The organism is Streptococcus sp. SS4, assembly GCF_030440125.1.
In the GTDB taxonomy this organism is placed as follows: domain Bacteria; phylum Bacillota; class Bacilli; order Lactobacillales; family Streptococcaceae; genus Streptococcus.
This window is the reverse complement of record NZ_JAQFJM010000011.1, coordinates 33,472-48,905: the sequence shown is the minus strand read 5'-3', so window position 1 is coordinate 48,905 and position 15,434 is coordinate 33,472. Positions and strand designations below refer to the sequence as shown.

Genomic DNA, 15,434 nt, shown 5'->3' with positions numbered 1-15,434 from the left:
AAATATAAATATAGCTGGTAGCGATATTGAAAATCAAAATAATAATCCCTACCAATTGAGATCATTGACAATTAAATAAAAAGTGCGTCTGACAACCAGAGGACTGACTATCAAACTACACTAAACTTCGTACCTTTATTGTAATTGTTTTGATAAGTAAAGTCAAGTCCATTTATGGTTGAAGTGAAGATAAAAACAAGTATTTTGTGGGCTTCCACGCATTTCGGACGATTAGCACTTTTGCCGAATAGTAAAGTGAACTGGTTGCGCAAGATTGCGTAAGAGAATCCCTAGGGTATGACAATGACTACCTAAAGAGATTGGCCGGGAAAGCGATGGTAATTCATGCAATGCACCTTGCTAAACGTTGCCACCGTGGAAAGAAGAATCTTTCCAACCAAACAACTTTTCTATACTGCTGTCTATCTTTTGAGATAGACTTACTCTCAAGCTACTAAGTCTTCTTTATATCTTAGTAGCTTTTTTACGCTTACAATAAAGGAGAAATTATGACTAACTTTTTTCGCACTACAATGTAAACGCCTCTATGATAACTATGAATTCACCTATAACATGTTTAGCTACTCGCCTAAACTACAAGCTAAACTCTATGCACAAGCTCTTATTGACCTCGAACATTTAGTCCAAGAAGCTCGTAGAAACAGCTATCCTAGTGGTGATATTCAGTTCTATAGTCGACAGTTTAAACGTAAACTATTTACCCACTATTACTCAAGAGTGAAGCAACTAGCTTAACTCTTTTTCTTTTGCTTAAATTCAGAAAGGAAAAACCTATGATTCCAGAAACACTTGTTATGAAACCAGATTTTATCGGCCCTGCTTACTACGAAAAATTAGGAAATGCTCCTCGTTTTATCTTTGGTAAAGAAGGCAAATACCAACGTCATATCCTTAATAGCGAAAAGCACGGTGCTTTTCACGTCATTACCCCTGCTTCTACCACCGTTTTCCCAGAAGATGCTCTCGTAGAAGCGGTCAACCCAATTTTTCTCTCAGACACGGCTCTAAACGGCAACTCAGTTGCCCCAGCCCTCAATGTCTTTGCGGAAAAATTAGTCCTAAAAAAATAAGAAAGTAAAGGAGAAATACCTATGGCTAAAATTGGATTAAACTACGGAGAAAAACTACAAATTGCAGACAAGACCTATCGTGTCATTACGGATGGCCTAAACGTACCTGAAGTCCTTGGAAGACTATCCTTCCGTGGCATTGAAGGTCCTGATATCATCTTTGAAGAAGACCGCACCCAACGAAATCCTGACGGCTCATTTGTACAAGTTAATACAGGAGAAATCCGAGGGATTGTGGTGGCAATTCACTCTTCCGTCCAACACGAAACCCTCTTTTTCACCATTGCTGATATGGCACAGTCTGAAATCGAAGACCTAGGGATTAAATACCGAGAAGAAGTTGAACTAAAAGATATTGTGATCACCCATACGCACGTTAACCGCAATGATATTTACAAGCTCTTTGCTTCTAAAATCAAGAAAAAGAATGGAGGGGCACCTCTTAAGGAAAACAAACCTCTAGACACCAAGAAGGATAATTAGGAGGTGATGCATTATGAAACTCTTTACCTATCGTGGGATAAGAGTTAGGGCCTTTTATCGTCATATTCGGGGAATCACCTGGTTTATCTGGTGGTTCCCTTCTTTGTTAGCGATTGGAAATTATTGCTATCTTAACCTAGAAGAATTGAAGGACCATCCCTTGCCACAAGTTTACTTTATCGGGGGTGTCCTTGTTGCTTCTTGCCTGGTGGCTTACCTACTGAATCGGATGTGTTACGAGAAAATCGTCTTCTTTCAAAAGCTCAATAGCCTACGGATTTTATCTCGCTTCCTGATCGAAAATAACCTCTATTTGATTAAAAATATCAGACGTGAAAACAAAACGATTGAAAAGATTGTCCTTCCTCAGGTCTACTTGAAACAGTCTCGCTACAAGATTGAAGTTCGTTTTATCCTAGAAGGCAATAAATTTCAGGACCGTTTTCTCAATCTTGGCTCGACTCTTGAAGTCATGTTTAACGGGGACTTTCGTAATAAAACCTTTGATAAACGGTTTATCACCTATGACATTGCCATCAACCGCATTGATAGCCGTATCACCATTAATGAGGTCGATGTCAAGGGATCTAAACTCCAACTTATGAAAGACGTCACTTGGGATTATATTGAAGAGCCTCACTTGCTCATTGGTGGGGGAACCGGTGGTGGTAAAACCGTTGTCCTTATGACCATTATCTATGCACTGGCTAAGATTGGCTTTGTGGATATCTGTGATCCAAAGAACTCTGATTTGGCTGGTCTCAAAAAGATACCTGTCTTTCATGGTCGTGTCTATACAAGTAAAGAAGATATCATCCAGTGTTTTAAAGAGAACGTCGCCTTCATGGAAAAACGCTACGAGCTTATGTCAACGTCACCTAAATTTCAAGCTGGAAAGAACTTTACATACTACGGTATGACACCCAAATTCATCCTCGTCGACGAGTGGGCAGCCCTTATAGCCAAGATTGACCGTGACTATAGTCTCCAATCTGAACTCATGGAATACCTCTCTCAGCTCGTCCTAGAAGGGCGTCAAGCTGGTGTCTTTATCATCTTTGCCATGCAACGACCTGATGGAGAATTCATCAAAACAGCTCTTCGAGATAACTTTATGAAACGTCTCTCAGTTGGCCACTTGGAATCAACAGGTTACGACATGATGTTTGGAGATGCTAACAAAACCAAAGAGTTCAAAAAGCTTGATGAAATCAATGGCGTCAAAGTTAAAGGACGAGGCTATATCGCAAATAATGGGGACCTGGCTGGGGAATTCTTCTCACCTTACGTGCCACTTGACCAAGGCTTCTCTTTCTATGATGCCTACGCAAAGATCCCTATTATGGAATATGATGGCAAAGAATTTGAGGTCTTTGGAGAAGTCCAACCTCAACCAGAAACGATTGAATCAATAGAGGAGGAAGAGCCTCTAAATATTGAAACCAATCGGCGTCCTCTCAAGGAATTTGCGGAGGAACAAGAACTCAAAATGGCGACGCTTAGAAAGATTATCTATCTCTTGCAAGAACAAGGGATTGTTTTCGAACGGACAGAATCCGCCATTCTAGTCGATCCTTTTCAAGAAGAACTTCTTCTTGAAATTCTCATCCACTTTGAGGAGGGGGGACGCAAATCTTATCCAAAAGCCGTTGAAGCGACGCTTAGTCATCATGAGCTAGGACAAGGGCAAGGGCAAGCCTGACCACAGGTCAGGCGCAGACCGTAGCCCGAAGTTCCTAGGCCATGATGAGACTTCAACCCCCGATTCTAATAGGGGGGTTACATTTGGCAAAAGTGCCACGTCCACCCCTCCTCATTCCTTGTGGGAGTTGGGATTTCAAGATTTAGAAAGTGTGTCACTTTGGTCCAAAAAGTGTGTCACTTAATTAAAAGGAGGTGTTTCCATGAATGACTAAAATGAGTCCCTTTCAGATCAAGAACTTCAGAAAACAAATAGGCCTTAGCCAAAAAGCCTTTGCACAAGCTGTTGATCTTCCAACTAGAACCTACCGCTCTTATGAAACAGGCGAAAGAGGACTGACCATTAACAAGTTCCGAGAACTCAAAGAAAAACTTGGTTATTATCAGGAGTGTCACAGAAATAATCTTAGAGCTCACATCGACTATTTGCGATTAACCTTCCCTAGTCTGAGGGATTTAGAAGCTTTCTGTGAAAACTTTCTTTTTTGTCACCTAAGCGAATTTACAGACCAAGAAACACGGCTCATGAATTATACCCACTTGTGGCAACGAGGAAACATTTGGATTTTCGATTTCTTTGATAAGTCTGCGACCAATAACTACCAAACGTGTCTTCAACTATCTGGTCAAGGCTGTCGGGAGATGGAACTCCTCTTAGAACACAAGGGGATTTCTTGGCAAAACTTTCTTCAAAATATTCTCTATGCCTACCAAGATGTTAGGGTAAAACGCCTTGATATTGCCCTAGACGAGCTCTATAAAGGCTATGGACACGAGGAGGAACATATCCAGATCCCCAAGCTCATTGATAAGCTCTATGCCAAAGAGATTGTACTAGATACTATCAAAAAATGGAATATCACTGGTGGAGGTTCCTTCACCGATAACGAGGACATGGAAGCCAATCATGGTCTTTCCCTTTACTTTGGGAGCCGACAAAGTCAGCTCTACTTCAACTTTTATGAAAAACGATACGAAATCGCCCGTATGGAAAATATCTCCTTGGAAGAATCCTTGGAGATTTTTGGTATCTGGAACCGCTACGAGCTACGTTTTTCAGACCAGAAAGCCCAAGGGGTTGTGGAGGAATACATCAACGGTGTGGACCTCGGAGAAATCGCAAGAGGCATCGTGAATAAAGAAATCCAAGTCTATGATGGTCTCACTCGGTTTGGAGCCTATAAGCCCGATGAAAAATGGCAAAGGCTCTTTGGAGGGGTTGAACCCCTAAAACTCTCAACCAGTCCACAACCTTACAGTATCGAACGGACTATTCGCTGGTTAACCTATCAAGTCGCAAATTCTCTTGCACTCGTTTCTGAGGCAGACAAAATCATGCAAACAGAATACATGAAGATGATTCAAAATAGCGGTGAAATTACTGATCGTGGGGAGGCTATCTTAAGACTCCTCAAAACCAACAAACACTATGAACACTAGAAAGGAAATCCCTTATGGAATACAAAGTCGAAATCAATTCACTAAACAACTTTAAAGCCTGGTCTGGTGGCCTGAGTACCTTAAACACTGTTCGTGAACGAGGTGGCATAGATACCCTAACCACCATTTGTGAAGACCTCTTTTCTGGCAATATCCCCACCGACACTCAAATCAATGATTGGCTTTGGTTTGATACAGATTTTATTTACCAGGCGCTAGGCTACGAGGACCTTCTAGAGGGCTAATCCATGCTCAAGAAAATCTATCAAGCAGACTTCCTCCTTCTTCCTGATCAAGAGTTTTGGAACATGTATATCCTCCTTAGAAAAGGTAAGGACTTCTACTATGAATGTGCTGGAAGGTGTACCGAAAAGCCACCAGATGACAGGGGCTTCTACGACTATGAACATGCCTGTTTCACCCTAGACGGTCAAGTTCTGAATCTCAATAAACGAATGCGCCCCTCTCTCATTGCCTATATTCAACAGACCATCAAAAACAATCACGAAACATTTAGAAAGGAAATTGACATGGCCACTAAAACGATGTTTGAAACCAAAATTGGACAAGTTACCAACGAACTCGGAGAATTGCTCAAAAAGAAAGACCACAAACAAGCTTGGACTAAGGCTGGAGAACTAAACGCTCTGCTCAAGAAAGAGGAAGCCAAAGACCTAAAGCCTGAGTTAGTCGAACAACTACATAATGAGTTACGAGGCTACTACTACATCAACAGTGAGATTGAAAAAGCCAATAAGCGCCTCTACGCTAAAGGGTCTAAACTCATCGAACTCGCTAGTCTCTAGAAGGAGGACCTATGATAAAAGCCAAACGTTACTTACTAAAAGCAAGGGAATACCTCTCAAACTTTAAAAAGGTGGAGAAGAAAGGAGGTCCACCAAAACTAAAAGTCACTACGAAAAAGACCGTCAATCTAGCTGTTATCGGAGGAATTGCTTTCCTCCTTTTTGTTGGTCTTACGGGTGCTATCCGTGCCATCACACTCTCAAATAAAGTGGGAACACTACAAGCTCAAGTGGAAGCAGCTCAAAAACAAAAAGCACAGCCTGTTAACGCTAATCGTAAGTACGACTACAAGCTCCAGTATTATCTCAATGACTATGTTTATGCCTACTTTACCCTCCCACAAGAAGGGGATAAACAACAAGCACAAGTTGAACACCTCAACAGCTTCTATAACTTCGTTCCAGACGTCAAAGCACAAGGTCAAGTGCGTAACCCAAGTACCTTGCTCTACTCACAATTAGTCACGGTAGAGGGTAAGGTAGCCACCTACAAGGTCAAATACAAGGAAATAACCCAACATGACAAAGACACCGAGGAAAAAGAACTGGTAACAGGATTTAATATTCCCTTTGATGAAAAAGAGGGGAAATACTACGTTTCTGGACTCCCTTGGTTCTCTGCCATTGACTCTTCACAAGCTGGACACTTTAGCGAAGACGATCAACTCCAACTAACAGCTAACGACCACGCCTCAGACAGCCAGCACAAGAAGGTTGAAAAGTTCCTCAAGGTCTTCTTCACCAACTATACCACTAACCAAGACAACCTCAACCTTATTGCCAAGAACGTTGCAATTGTAGCCAATACCACCTTTAAAACGATTGACTATACCTATCTTAAGAAAGATGGGGATGATCTCATTGCTTATGTCCAAGCAACCTTTGAGGTGGGGGAAACGACACACTCTGAAAACTTCACCTTCACGCTCTCAGAAAAAGACAAGAACTACTATGTCACAAAACTAGAACACACCATTCCTCTCAACTACGCAAACGATAAAGATTAGGAGAACTCTATGAATACAGACAATCTACGCACCTTCCTCCAAGGCGATGGGATTTGGATTCTCACCGCTATCGCTGTTTTGTTGGCTATTAAAGCTTGGCGAAACAGTTCTTGGCTTCAACTCTTCTCAGTCGTTGGCTTCTATGCTGTCATTGTCTCAATCGCAAAAGGACAAGACATCCTAAAAGTGGTCGGCTGGTTTCTACGACTCTTTGGTATCGATTCAGGACTTTAAGTATGACTGACGAAAGACTCTATGACTACAGTAAGGGCTTAAACGCCCCCTATTGGATCCAGGAAATCAAGACAAAAAAGGGAACTCGCCTTTGGTACTTTGCGACACCAATGCAACTATCATTTTTCATTGTCTTTACCTTCGTTTTTGTTGCTATGTTGCTCTTTGGAGGATTCATCCTGGTTCCCCTCGCAAAACTCACACACTCTATTTCACTACTGCTCTACTGGTACCTCCCCTATAAACTTGCTAAATTCTACACCGAGTATGAACCTCATGGAAAGAAGATGCATCTCTTTCTATCTGACTACCTGATGTATCTGTGGGACTTCAAACTTAATCAAAAAGCTATCTACCAGGAGGACCGAATAGAACCAATTGATGAAATTGTCTTTGAAAAAACAAACCTATAGAAAAGGAGGTCCTATGAGTATTACCTTAACCTATCCAATTCGAGAGACACATGACAACCTAGCTCTGAAAAAGGATCATTCCGTTGTCGCCTTCTATCGAATCCCCAATACTCCCATCACCATTACGGATGATGAGAAAAAATGGAAACACAAAATTACTGTTGCGCAAATGATGAAAAAGCTCCAAAAGAACCAGCACTTTGAAATCTCTCTCATTCCAAAAGATTATCTCCTAGAAGAAAAAATGCGGGACTTTTCCGATGCTCTAGCAGATGACAGCCGTGAACTAGGAGAAGAATTGCTTCTTTACACGGTGGATCGTCTAACAGACGAGATGGAGATCCCTTATCAGTTTGACTGGGTGATTGGAGTCACCCTTCGCAAACAAAATCACGGGGCAACACTTAAAGACTTAGCCTATGAAAGCTTTACAGACTTTTCAGAAAAAATCGCAAAAGGGCTTGGCTATGAGTTAGAACTGAGCCCAACTTGGTATGAAGAATATCAAAGTGACGAATTAACTATCTTTCAAGCTCTTTCTGTTCTTCGAGCACAGCGCCTCACCAATGAAGAACTTTTCTACTACCAGCGGATGCAATACCTCCGCTATATCCCTCACTACAAGAAAGAAGTGGTTGCCAATCGTGCTTCATTCAATATCACAGATACCTTGATTAAAGTCCTAAAAGGAGGCTTCCTTAAGCTAGAAAGTCCTTATGGATCCTCCTTTGTGACGATTCTTCCTGTTGGAAAGTTCCCAGTTCAATTCAATGGTTTTCACTTAGGAGAATTTATCCAGCGCTTGAATTTTCCAGTTGAGTTACGAGTCAAATCTGAGTTCATTGATACCAATAAGATTAAAGGCAAGATGGGACGTTCCAACACTCGTTATCGAAACATTATGGAAGAAGCTGAGAATACCGACACCGTCCAACAAGATGAGATTATTATGGGATCTATCTCTCTAAAAGATCTGATGCGTAAAGTCGGAAACAAAGAAGATATTATTGAATATGGAGCCTACTTGATTGTCTCAGCTTCAAGTGTTCACCAGCTCCGCCAAAGACGACAAGTGGTCCTTAATTATTTTGATGATATGGGAGTTGAGATTAGTGAAGCCTCACAAGATGGACCTTATCTCTTTCAGGCTCTCCTATACGGGGAACCTCTTCAAAAGAAAACTCGTACCTGGACTCACATGGTAACACCACGAGGCTTTGCGGAACTCATGCCCTTTACCAATACCACTTCTGGAAATAGAATTGGTTGGTATATCGGCCGGGTTGATAACTGGACGGGACGCTGGGACTCTATCTCAAAAGCCATCGAATCATCAAAAAATATCGTCCTCTATAATGCGACAGTGGGAAACAAAGAAGATATTGCAGGAAAGATTACCAAGAACCCTCATATCATTATCACTGGGGCAACAGGACAAGGGAAATCTTTCCTCGCTCAGATTATCTTTTTAAGTGTCGCTCTTCAAAATGTCAAAACTCTCTACATTGACCCGAAACGTGAACTTAGAAATCACTACCAACAAGTGATTAGTTCTCCAGAATTTGCAAGACTTTACCCTGAACGCAAGAAACAAATTGAGAACTTTAATTTTGTGACACTGGATAGCTCACTACCATCAAACCACGGAGTCTTAGATCCTATTGTAGTTCTCGATAAGGAACAAGCTGTAGAGGTCGCAAAGAACATGCTCGAGTTTCTACTACAAGCTGTCGATGATGTAACGATGGACCAGAAAACAGCCATCACAGAAGCCATCAATGCTATCGTGGAACGTCGAGTAGCTGGTGAAAACGTCGGCTTTAAACATGTCCTAGAAGCCTTAAGACAGGCTTCCTCATCTGAAATTGCCTCAGTGGGTCGCTATCTGACGTCCATTGTGACAAACTCCATCTTGGAACTCGCCTTCTCAGATGGCACAACTCCGGGGCTTAACTATGAGTCCCGAGTCACTATCCTAGAAGTCAATAACCTCAAGCTCCCAAAAGATGACTCCACAAAGATTTCAGACCACGAACGGAACTCTATTGCCCTCATGTTTGCGCTTGGGGCCTTTTGTACCCACTTTGGGGAACGCAATGAAAATGAAGATACCATTGAGTTCTTTGACGAAGCTTGGATTCTCATGAAGTCCGCAGAAGGAAAAGCCGTTATCAAAAATATGAGACGTATTGGACGCTCCAAAAACAATACCTTAGCACTGATTACACAATCTGTCCATGATGCAGAAAATGACGATGACACGACTGGATTTGGGACTATCTTTGCCTTCTATGAAAAATCTGAACGTGAAGATATTCTCAGACACGTCAATCTCGAAGTCACTGAAAGTAACCTCGAATGGATTGATAATATGATTTCTGGTCAATGCCTTTACTACGATGTCTACGGTAATCTTAATATGATTTCCGTCCATAATCTCTTTGAGGATATTGACATGCTTCTAAAACCAATGAAAGCAACAGTCTCTTCAAGTCTCGAAAATAAATACGCTAGTTAGGAGGTGAACTGATGCAAGAAGCTTTTGCCAAGCTAAAGGGAGTGGATATCTTCTCCCTAAAGTCCTACATGGAACCAACCAACTTTGGCTCCTTTAATGGAGCCTGGGTCCTAATTAATGAACTCTTCGTAAACCTCTTCTTTTTCATTCTTAATGCCGTCGTTGGCTTCTTTTCCCTCCTCATTCGCATCTTAGAAAAGATTGATCTCTACGCCACCTATAAAACCTATGTCTTTCATGGAGCAAGCAGTATTTGGCACGGATTTACGGGCTCTAATTCTGGCAACATTACCAACAAATCACTTGTAGGCACCTTGCTTTTGGTTTTAGCTTTCTACCTGTTCTACCAGTATTTCTTCTCAAAAGGCTCTTTTTCAAGAACACTCCTCCATGTCTGTCTAGTACTCCTATTAGCTCTGGGGTACTTTGGGACAGTCGCTGGAACTTCTGGTGGGCTCTATCTCCTTGATACCGTCAATAACGTCTCTAAAGACGTTACCAAAAAGATTGCAGGTATTAAGGTGGACTACGCCAAAGACAAGTCGATTAAAATTGGAAAATCGATGTCGGATAGCTACATTGCAGAAACGTCCTATAAAGCCTATATCTTTGTCAATACCGGCCAAGAAAATGGAAAATACAAGAATAGCCAAGACGGGAAAGAAGAAGCCTTTGACGACAGTAAAGTTCTTGGAACTAGTGATAAGAATGGAAATTTTAAGGCTGTCAAAGCCAAAGACCGTTCCAAGTATTTAGACGATTTAGGAGACGGAGCCAACGATGATGGTGAAAAGAACCGTTGGGTATCAGCCATGCCGGACTTCATTTTCACTCGGATGTTCTATGTGATTTTTAAAATTGTAGAAGCCTTTGTATTAGCTGTCCCCATTATCCTTATCCAGCTCTTAAATGTAGTAGCCCAAATCCTTGTCCTCACCATGATTCTACTTTTCCCAGTAGTCCTTCTCATGTCATTCGTTCCAAGAATGCAAGAGTTGGTCTTTGGAGTGCTTAAAGTTATGTTTGGAGGTTTGATTTTTCCAGCAATTACAACTCTCTTAACACTCCTTATTTTCTATATTGAAAAAATGATAGAAAACATCGTCACAAATGGGTTTGATGGAGTTCTAAAAACCTTACCATCCCTTCTCTTATTTGGTCTTGTCTTCAAACTCTTAGTATCGGTGGTTTCTAAAGGTGTCATCTATTTCCTTATCTGGAGATTTAAAGGCCAACTCCTCCAATTCGTTCTTGGCTCCAAAGCTCGAATGGTTGCGACAGATATTGGGACTAAAGTTGAACATGGCGTCACAAAGACCAAAGAGGTTGCTTCACAAGTCCCAACACGAAGCCTTGCGACGGCTCAACACCTCGGAAACTTTGCATTGGCTGGAGCCGGTTTTGGGACTGGAGTAATGATGAATGCCAAGAGCCATTTCCAAAATGCTGGTTCCTTCTTTACCCGTAAAGAACCAAGTCAACCGGAAACTGCCATGCCATCTGTACCAACAGAGGCTCCAATAACGTCAGAATCTCCAGAACCAATCATTCCTCCAACACAGACACCACCTGATAACTTCAAGCCGATTGAAGAAGAGAGCCCAACACCTCCAAATGAGGCACCAATCATGTCAGAAGGAATACCTAGTCCAGAGGACGAATTCCAAACGCTCAGAAAAGAGTGGATGTCACCATTCAAACAACACCGTATCAATATCCTAGAACGGAGATTGGATGCTTACAAGGACCCTCAAGCCATGTATAAAGCCCAAGGTTCCAATGTCTTCACCCGTGCTTATCGTCAGACCATGACACGAGACGATAAGATAAGAGCCAATATCGAGCGACGAGATCGTTTAACTCAACGCCTAAACCAATTGAGAGGAGAATAGAATGAATACTAAAATACGCTCAAGAACAGCCTTTCCAAGAATGCTTGAAGAGACACTTTTTAAGGCCTACCAAGAAGGGAAACGCTCCGTCGATTTTCTTCTTTTATTTCCAGTCTCAGAAAAAGACAAAGACCAGATCATTGCACAAACGAAAGCTTATTCCGTCGTCTTAGACGCTAAATGGCGCTTTGGGACTGTTCTATTTACAGCTTATATCAGACATTAAAGTAGAAAGGAGAGTCGATGAAAAAACTAAAATGGTATCTATTATCTAGCCTTCTTCCTCTCTTTTTTCCTGTTTTTATCATTATCATCATTATGGGAGCCGTCGGAGGAGGTAGCACTGGTGGCTCTTCTCAATCACTAAATGGCGCAACCTACACAGACCACTGGTCAAATGGAGACCCCTATACCCATAATTTACTCGTCCATCGCTATGGTATTAAAGCAGAGCAATTGGACGGTTTTTTAGATACTTTAGGAATCTCCTATGACAAGAAACGCATCAATGGGAAAAAACTCTTAGACTGGGAGGCTAAGTCTAATCTAGATGTTCGTGCCATTGTAGCGATTGCCTTAAATGAAAGCTCACTTGGAACAGCTGGAGTCGCTACAAATCCTGGTTCCAATATGTTTGGTTTTGGAGCATTTGACTCTAATCCAGAAAATGCCAATAATTTTAACGATGAAGTGGCCGTTGTTGGACTCACCAATCAGACCATCATTGGCAATAAAAATGAAACCTTCAAAGTCCAAGATGACAAAGCGCAAAAATTTGCGAGTGGTTCCCTCAACACGTCAACAGATGGTGGGGTCTACTTCACCGATACCTCTGGCTCAGGAAAAAGGCGTGCTGAAACCATGCAAAAACTCGATACTTATATCGATGAGCATGGAGGTACACCAAAAGCCCCTAAACAAACAACAGGAAAAACCAGAGACGGAGGCGGTGTCACAACTGGGGATGTCCCACAAGGCTATAGCCTCACCAAAGAAATCAATACCTCAAGCTATACAGGACTGTCTTATCCTTGGGGACAATGTACCTGGTTTGTCTATAACCGAGGAAAAGAGGTCGGTGTTAGCTTTGGAGAGTATATGGGAAATGGTGGCCAATGGATGAATGCCCCAGGTTATCAAACAACTCATACCCCTACCGAACACTCCGCACTATCTTTTAGCCCAGGACAAGCTGGAGCAGATCCAACCTATGGTCACATTGCCTTTGTGGAACAAGTCAAATCAGATGGCTCCATTCTTATCTCTGAATCAAACGTCAAAGGACTAGGAGTCGTTAGCTACCGTACTTTTGATGCAGATACAGCAAAACAATTTACATATGTCATAGGACATTGATATTTCAACTAAATTAGAATATAATTTAGTTTATCTTACAAATAATACGCTGAGGTTTACTATGAATAACAAATCAGTATCAATAGCTGATTCCAATATCCTTGATAAAACTGTAAATTTAAGTCCAGACGATGAGCAATTCATCTTGAATTGCTTGAAGACATCTGACAAACTACACACTATCTTTAATTATTTCAAAATTACTGAGTATAATTTTTATAAGATTTTTGTTGAATTTGAAGTCAAAAAAAATGGTTTTATATCGCTAAAATGTGAAGATAAGTCAGAAGAATTTATAGTTTTAAATTCATTACTTATCAGCTACCTTACAAGTAGTAGAACCCTAACAGATCTCTTAGAATCATTTGAACAAACTGACTTGATGGATGATCATTTTAAAAAGATATATGATACTAATTTCTACTATCAGCTTATGTATACATTAAGAAACTTTGCATTACACGGTCATATACCTATTTATTTCGATGGCTTAAGATATAGTTTTAACCTAGAATATATCCTTAAAGAAGGTGAAAATTTTAAATTTAGTAACTCTGCTAAAAGTACCTTAGAAAAAGTAAGGAATACAATCTTAGAGGATCGTTTTGATATTGCTAATATAGATTTTTACACTACCATTACAGAGTATCATCATAGTCTACTAATATCTACTAAGCACTTTTTTGAAGTGTATGAAAGTATCTTAAAAGGGAAATTTACTAAATACAAGGAATTAATTGAAAAATATAAAAATGACGATGACACACTGTATCTTAATTTAGGCAATGAAATTCACTCAAACTTCCCTAAGGATATATTGAAATGGATAAATTCTCTAGATAATTTTATTCAGGAAAGCTTATCCTTTTATGAACAACAATTTACTTAATATAGAACCGTATTATTACGGTTCTTTTTTATAAGGAGGACATTATGCAGGTAACATTACCAGAAGAACAGACACAAGAAATTCAAAAAATGATTGCAACTCTTATCAAAGATGAGATTCATCATTTCAAAGAAGATATGGGATTAGATACTCCATTTCTGAACAAAAAACAAACGTGCCATTATCTTGGAGTTTCACATAATACCCTTGATATCTGGATTGCAATGGGATTACCCTATATTCGAATTGGAAAATCCATTCGTTTCAGCAAAGAAAGTATCAATCAGTGGATGACTCGACTAGAGATAAGCGCATAAGGAGGCAAAAATGGGCATTTCAAAAACAAAAAATGGATCTTATAGGCTAAGGGTGTACATACCCGATGACGTCCAAGGAAAGTTAGGAATGGGTAAACGATTTGAAAAAAGATTCAAAACTCGCAGAGAGGCAAAGGAAGCAGAAATTAAGTTAGCTGTTGACATTGAAAATGCACGTTTAGGAAGATTTTCTACTTTATCTCAAAGAAAAGGAGACATCCTATTTAAAGATTTTTACAAAGACATTTGGCTAGAACCCTATAAAGCAGGACAAGCTACTGCTACTATTAAACCACCTACAGCAGTAACTGTCTTTCAAACAGAAAATCTCTTTCGTTTGCAAATTCTTCCAGTCCTAGGTAATTATTCTATTGATCATCTCAATGAAAATAAACAACTAGTTTTGTCACTTCTTACTCCACTATCGAATTCTTATGCCAACTTTAAATCCATTAGAGGGTACGTCAATTCTGTCTTGGACTGGGCAGAAGAGCTTGAATATATTCAAGTCAATAAGGTAAAAAAGACAATCAGTAGAATTAAAGCTAATAAAAAATTAGCCCTCAAAGAAAGTAAAAAGTTTGAAGACCTAGCATTAAATGAGGAAGAACTTAAACAATGGCTACAAGCATTTGATGACGATCTAAAAAATGATCGAATGGAATTAAAAGATTATGCTTTGTTCTATACGACATTCTTTTTATCAGATAGAAAATCAGAAACCTACGCTCTCCAATGGAAACATATCAATTTTGAAAAAAATGAAATTCTCATTGAACAAGCATTAGACAAATTCGGAAATGTTAAATCAACTAAAGGAAATAAAAAAACTCTATTTAAAGCACCTAAAGAACTAATGAATATCCTGACCGATTGGAAAATAGAACAAAAAAAGCAACTAAAGCTGTTTGGAATCAGACAGAATGAAAAGCAATTCGTTTTCACATACAATAATAGAACAAACGGTATTAACGTTCCACTTCATATTGATTATCTTAATCATCGAATGAATTCTATTCGAAGAAGACATCCGGAACTTCCTCCAGCATCTCCTCACAAATTAAGACACACCGGAGCAACTCTGGCAAGACAGGCTGGAACATCATTAAATGCTATTTCAGAAGCACTTACTCATAGTGACATCCAAATAACGAAGACTTATGTCAATACTACTGAAACAGTAAATCAAACAGCAGGAGAAATAGCCTTTAGAAGTCTCAAAAAGTAATAGGGTGAACTTGGGGTGAATTTTGGGGTGAACTTTAGTTTTTTGAACAAAAAAAGACA

At 40.2% G+C, this 15,434-nt stretch carries 17 protein-coding genes; all 17 read left to right on the top strand.

The annotated features are described in order from the left end of the window. The first annotated feature begins 573 nt into the window (after window positions 1-573). The 17 genes from PCY16_RS09885 to PCY16_RS09805 all read left to right on the top strand — a co-directional run bounded on the left by PCY16_RS09885 (window position 574) and on the right by PCY16_RS09805 (window position 15,375). On the top strand, window positions 574-756 hold the full coding sequence (locus tag PCY16_RS09885; RefSeq protein WP_081721214.1) for a hypothetical protein: 183 nt from the start codon (window positions 574-576) through the stop codon (window positions 754-756). A gap of 38 nt (window positions 757-794) precedes the next feature. Continuing rightward, window positions 795-1,091: a hypothetical protein gene (locus PCY16_RS09880; RefSeq protein ID WP_021144871.1), complete on the top strand. Its 297-nt coding sequence runs from the start codon at window positions 795-797 to the stop codon at window positions 1,089-1,091. A 21-nt stretch (window positions 1,092-1,112) separates the two neighbouring features. Further along, window positions 1,113-1,574 carry a hypothetical protein gene (locus tag PCY16_RS09875; protein WP_061652451.1) on the top strand — a complete coding sequence of 154 codons (462 nt, stop codon included), beginning with the start codon at window positions 1,113-1,115 and terminating at the stop codon, window positions 1,572-1,574. A gap of 13 nt (window positions 1,575-1,587) precedes the next feature. Continuing rightward, window positions 1,588-3,276, top strand: a complete 1,689-nt coding sequence (locus PCY16_RS09870; protein WP_301354545.1) for an FtsK/SpoIIIE domain-containing protein — start codon at window positions 1,588-1,590, stop codon at window positions 3,274-3,276. 206 nt (window positions 3,277-3,482) lie between these two features. Beyond that, window positions 3,483-4,715, top strand: coding sequence for a replication initiation factor domain-containing protein (locus tag PCY16_RS09865; RefSeq protein WP_037611146.1), 1,233 nt, complete (start codon window positions 3,483-3,485; stop codon window positions 4,713-4,715). A gap of 14 nt (window positions 4,716-4,729) precedes the next feature. Next, window positions 4,730-4,960, top strand: a complete 231-nt coding sequence (locus PCY16_RS09860; protein WP_037611147.1) for a hypothetical protein — start codon at window positions 4,730-4,732, stop codon at window positions 4,958-4,960. Between the two features lie 3 nt (window positions 4,961-4,963). After that, the gene (locus PCY16_RS09855) at window positions 4,964-5,521 is read left to right on the top strand and encodes a hypothetical protein (RefSeq protein ID WP_037611148.1); all 558 of its coding nucleotides are present in this window, start codon (window positions 4,964-4,966) and stop codon (window positions 5,519-5,521) included. An 11-nt stretch (window positions 5,522-5,532) separates the two neighbouring features. After that, window positions 5,533-6,528: a conjugal transfer protein gene (locus PCY16_RS09850; protein WP_037611149.1), complete on the top strand. Its 996-nt coding sequence runs from the start codon at window positions 5,533-5,535 to the stop codon at window positions 6,526-6,528. 9 nt (window positions 6,529-6,537) lie between these two features. After that, window positions 6,538-6,762, top strand: a complete 225-nt coding sequence (locus PCY16_RS09845) for a hypothetical protein (protein WP_021144863.1) — start codon at window positions 6,538-6,540, stop codon at window positions 6,760-6,762. A gap of 2 nt (window positions 6,763-6,764) precedes the next feature. Further along, window positions 6,765-7,175, top strand: a complete 411-nt coding sequence (locus tag PCY16_RS09840; RefSeq protein ID WP_037611150.1) for a conjugal transfer protein — start codon at window positions 6,765-6,767, stop codon at window positions 7,173-7,175. Between the two features lie 13 nt (window positions 7,176-7,188). Continuing rightward, window positions 7,189-9,693 carry an ATP-binding protein gene (locus tag PCY16_RS09835; RefSeq protein WP_272146434.1) on the top strand — a complete coding sequence of 835 codons (2,505 nt, stop codon included), beginning with the start codon at window positions 7,189-7,191 and terminating at the stop codon, window positions 9,691-9,693. An 11-nt stretch (window positions 9,694-9,704) separates the two neighbouring features. Next, a complete protein-coding gene (locus PCY16_RS09830; protein ID WP_037611151.1) occupies window positions 9,705-11,585 on the top strand; it encodes a hypothetical protein in 1,881 nt (626 codons plus the stop codon). Window position 11,586: 1 nt separating this feature from the next. Further along, window positions 11,587-11,811 carry a hypothetical protein gene (locus PCY16_RS09825; RefSeq protein ID WP_195187935.1) on the top strand — a complete coding sequence of 75 codons (225 nt, stop codon included), beginning with the start codon at window positions 11,587-11,589 and terminating at the stop codon, window positions 11,809-11,811. Window positions 11,812-11,828: 17 nt separating this feature from the next. Continuing rightward, window positions 11,829-12,941 (top strand): CHAP domain-containing protein, encoded by a 1,113-nt coding sequence (locus tag PCY16_RS09820; protein ID WP_195401414.1) that lies wholly within the window; start codon window positions 11,829-11,831, stop codon window positions 12,939-12,941. A 61-nt stretch (window positions 12,942-13,002) separates the two neighbouring features. After that, the gene (locus PCY16_RS09815) at window positions 13,003-13,830 is read left to right on the top strand and encodes a hypothetical protein (RefSeq protein WP_037611320.1); all 828 of its coding nucleotides are present in this window, start codon (window positions 13,003-13,005) and stop codon (window positions 13,828-13,830) included. A gap of 44 nt (window positions 13,831-13,874) precedes the next feature. Continuing rightward, entirely contained in the window at window positions 13,875-14,147 is a 273-nt protein-coding gene (locus tag PCY16_RS09810; protein WP_037611321.1) for a helix-turn-helix domain-containing protein, read from the top strand. A 10-nt stretch (window positions 14,148-14,157) separates the two neighbouring features. Then, entirely contained in the window at window positions 14,158-15,375 is a 1,218-nt protein-coding gene (locus tag PCY16_RS09805; protein ID WP_301354544.1) for a site-specific integrase, read from the top strand. Window positions 15,376-15,434: the final 59 nt, after the last annotated feature.

What these genes read in the sequence shown, in the direction of transcription:
- PCY16_RS09885 (WP_081721214.1), top strand. Translation starts at nt 574, where the DNA reads ATGTTTAGCTACTCGCCTAAACTACAAGCTAAACTCTATGCACAAGCT.
- PCY16_RS09880 (WP_021144871.1), top strand. Translation starts at nt 795, where the DNA reads ATGATTCCAGAAACACTTGTTATGAAACCAGATTTTATCGGCCCTGCT.
- PCY16_RS09875 (WP_061652451.1), top strand. Translation starts at nt 1,113, where the DNA reads ATGGCTAAAATTGGATTAAACTACGGAGAAAAACTACAAATTGCAGAC.
- PCY16_RS09870 (WP_301354545.1), top strand. Translation starts at nt 1,588, where the DNA reads ATGAAACTCTTTACCTATCGTGGGATAAGAGTTAGGGCCTTTTATCGT.
- PCY16_RS09865 (WP_037611146.1), top strand. Translation starts at nt 3,483, where the DNA reads ATGACTAAAATGAGTCCCTTTCAGATCAAGAACTTCAGAAAACAAATA.
- PCY16_RS09860 (WP_037611147.1), top strand. Translation starts at nt 4,730, where the DNA reads ATGGAATACAAAGTCGAAATCAATTCACTAAACAACTTTAAAGCCTGG.
- PCY16_RS09855 (WP_037611148.1), top strand. Translation starts at nt 4,964, where the DNA reads ATGCTCAAGAAAATCTATCAAGCAGACTTCCTCCTTCTTCCTGATCAA.
- PCY16_RS09850 (WP_037611149.1), top strand. Translation starts at nt 5,533, where the DNA reads ATGATAAAAGCCAAACGTTACTTACTAAAAGCAAGGGAATACCTCTCA.
- PCY16_RS09845 (WP_021144863.1), top strand. Translation starts at nt 6,538, where the DNA reads ATGAATACAGACAATCTACGCACCTTCCTCCAAGGCGATGGGATTTGG.
- PCY16_RS09840 (WP_037611150.1), top strand. Translation starts at nt 6,765, where the DNA reads ATGACTGACGAAAGACTCTATGACTACAGTAAGGGCTTAAACGCCCCC.
- PCY16_RS09835 (WP_272146434.1), top strand. Translation starts at nt 7,189, where the DNA reads ATGAGTATTACCTTAACCTATCCAATTCGAGAGACACATGACAACCTA.
- PCY16_RS09830 (WP_037611151.1), top strand. Translation starts at nt 9,705, where the DNA reads ATGCAAGAAGCTTTTGCCAAGCTAAAGGGAGTGGATATCTTCTCCCTA.
- PCY16_RS09825 (WP_195187935.1), top strand. Translation starts at nt 11,587, where the DNA reads ATGAATACTAAAATACGCTCAAGAACAGCCTTTCCAAGAATGCTTGAA.
- PCY16_RS09820 (WP_195401414.1), top strand. Translation starts at nt 11,829, where the DNA reads ATGAAAAAACTAAAATGGTATCTATTATCTAGCCTTCTTCCTCTCTTT.
- PCY16_RS09815 (WP_037611320.1), top strand. Translation starts at nt 13,003, where the DNA reads ATGAATAACAAATCAGTATCAATAGCTGATTCCAATATCCTTGATAAA.
- PCY16_RS09810 (WP_037611321.1), top strand. Translation starts at nt 13,875, where the DNA reads ATGCAGGTAACATTACCAGAAGAACAGACACAAGAAATTCAAAAAATG.
- PCY16_RS09805 (WP_301354544.1), top strand. Translation starts at nt 14,158, where the DNA reads ATGGGCATTTCAAAAACAAAAAATGGATCTTATAGGCTAAGGGTGTAC.